Source organism: Variovorax sp. YR634 (assembly GCF_900106655.1).
In the GTDB taxonomy this organism is placed as follows: Bacteria; Pseudomonadota; Gammaproteobacteria; order Burkholderiales; family Burkholderiaceae_C; genus Variovorax.
Genome location: NZ_FNOL01000062.1, coordinates 1 through 1,348, shown reverse-complemented (window position 1 = coordinate 1,348; position 1,348 = coordinate 1). Strand labels below are relative to the sequence as shown.

Annotated in this window: 1 protein-coding gene; it reads right to left on the bottom strand. The window is 63.1% G+C overall.

What is annotated here, in order from left to right; all coding sequences use genetic code 11:
* Positions 1 to 26: 26 nt before the first annotated feature.
* Positions 27 to 1,297, bottom strand: a protein-coding gene (locus tag BLV60_RS33850; protein ID WP_371127433.1) for an IS3 family transposase whose coding sequence is annotated in 2 segments (ribosomal slippage) — positions 27 to 922 and positions 922 to 1,297 — 1,272 coding nt in all. Because the reading frame shifts where the segments join, the coding sequence is not laid out codon by codon here.
* Positions 1,298 to 1,348 lie beyond the last annotated feature (51 nt).

The following is a 1,348-nucleotide window of genomic DNA, read 5'->3' as shown; positions in this document are numbered from 1 at the left end:
TGACCCGTCCTGCCATAGGTTGACACCTATGAGGGACACAGAGCCGGCCTGTTCAAGCCGGCCAGAGACGCCCGATGGACCTCATCGGGCGTTTTCAATTTTAGGGATTGATGCGGTCGCTCCTGGTTGTAGATCTGCACGGCCTGCTGAACCATCCGGCTGGCCTGGGCCAGATCGGCAGGCCGGTGCAGCAGGAACTCCATCTTCAAGATCCCGTTGACGCGCTCGGCCAGCGCGTTCTGGTAGCAGTCGTAGCCGTCCGTCATCGAGCAGGCGATGCCGTGGCGCCGGTGAATCTGCTGATAGTCGTTGGAGCAGTACTGGATGCCCCTGTCGGAATGGTGCACCAGCATCTGGCGGGTTTGCCGGCTCTTGAGCGCCATCGTCAGCGCCCGGCTGACCTGCCTGGTGTGCAGGCTGTCGTGCACATGATGGCCCACGATCTTGCGTGACCACGCATCCGTCACCAGGCTCAGGTACACGAACCCCCGATCGGTGGGCAGGTACGTGATGTCCGCCACCCACACCTGCTCGCTGCCGGTGGGGCGCACCTGACTCGGTCCGTCCTTGAGCAGGTTGGGATGGCGGCGGAACCGGTGGTGGCTGTCGGTGGTCTTGTGGTACGCCCGCCTGGGCTGAACCAGCATGTGAGCCTGGCGCAGCACGTCCAGCAGCGCGTCGCGCCCCAGGCTCGCGTGCGCCTGCTGCAGCGGCTCCTTGAGCAGGTGGTGCAGCTTGCGAGCGCCCAGCCGGGGTTGGCGCAGGCGCACGCCACGCACGAGCTGAATCACCGTCTCGCAGCGCGCATGGCGCTCCTGCTGGCGATGTAGTTGCTGGTAGTAGGCCTGGCGGCTGATGCCCCAATAACGGCAAGCCCTCGCAACGCTCAGCCCCGGGAGGAGCTTTTGCGAGAGGACTTGCCCAAAGGCTTTTTTACGACACGCACCCCGTAGTCCTTCTTCAGGACATCGATCACCGCCTCGAACAACCGGGCCTTCTCGTTCGCCTCTCGAAGCTGGACTTCCAAGGCCTTGATCTGCTGCTCAGGGGTCAGCGGCGCCGCAGGCGCGGGGGAGGATTTTTTGGTTGTTATGGGCATGGGAAGCCGAGATGATGCCGAACCCCAGCTCTGGCGACCATGCTTGCGCAGCCACACCAGAACGGTCGAGCGCCCTTGGATGCCGTAGCGCTCTTGCGCCTGCTTGTAGGTCAGCTCGCCTTTTTCTACCTGATCGACCACCGACAGCTTAAAAGCCAGCGTGTAGTCCCGCTGCGTGCGTTTGATGCCTGATTCCATTGACTCGCCTTTTCTGAGGGAAAAGGTGTCAACCCAGGTCAGGACGGGTCA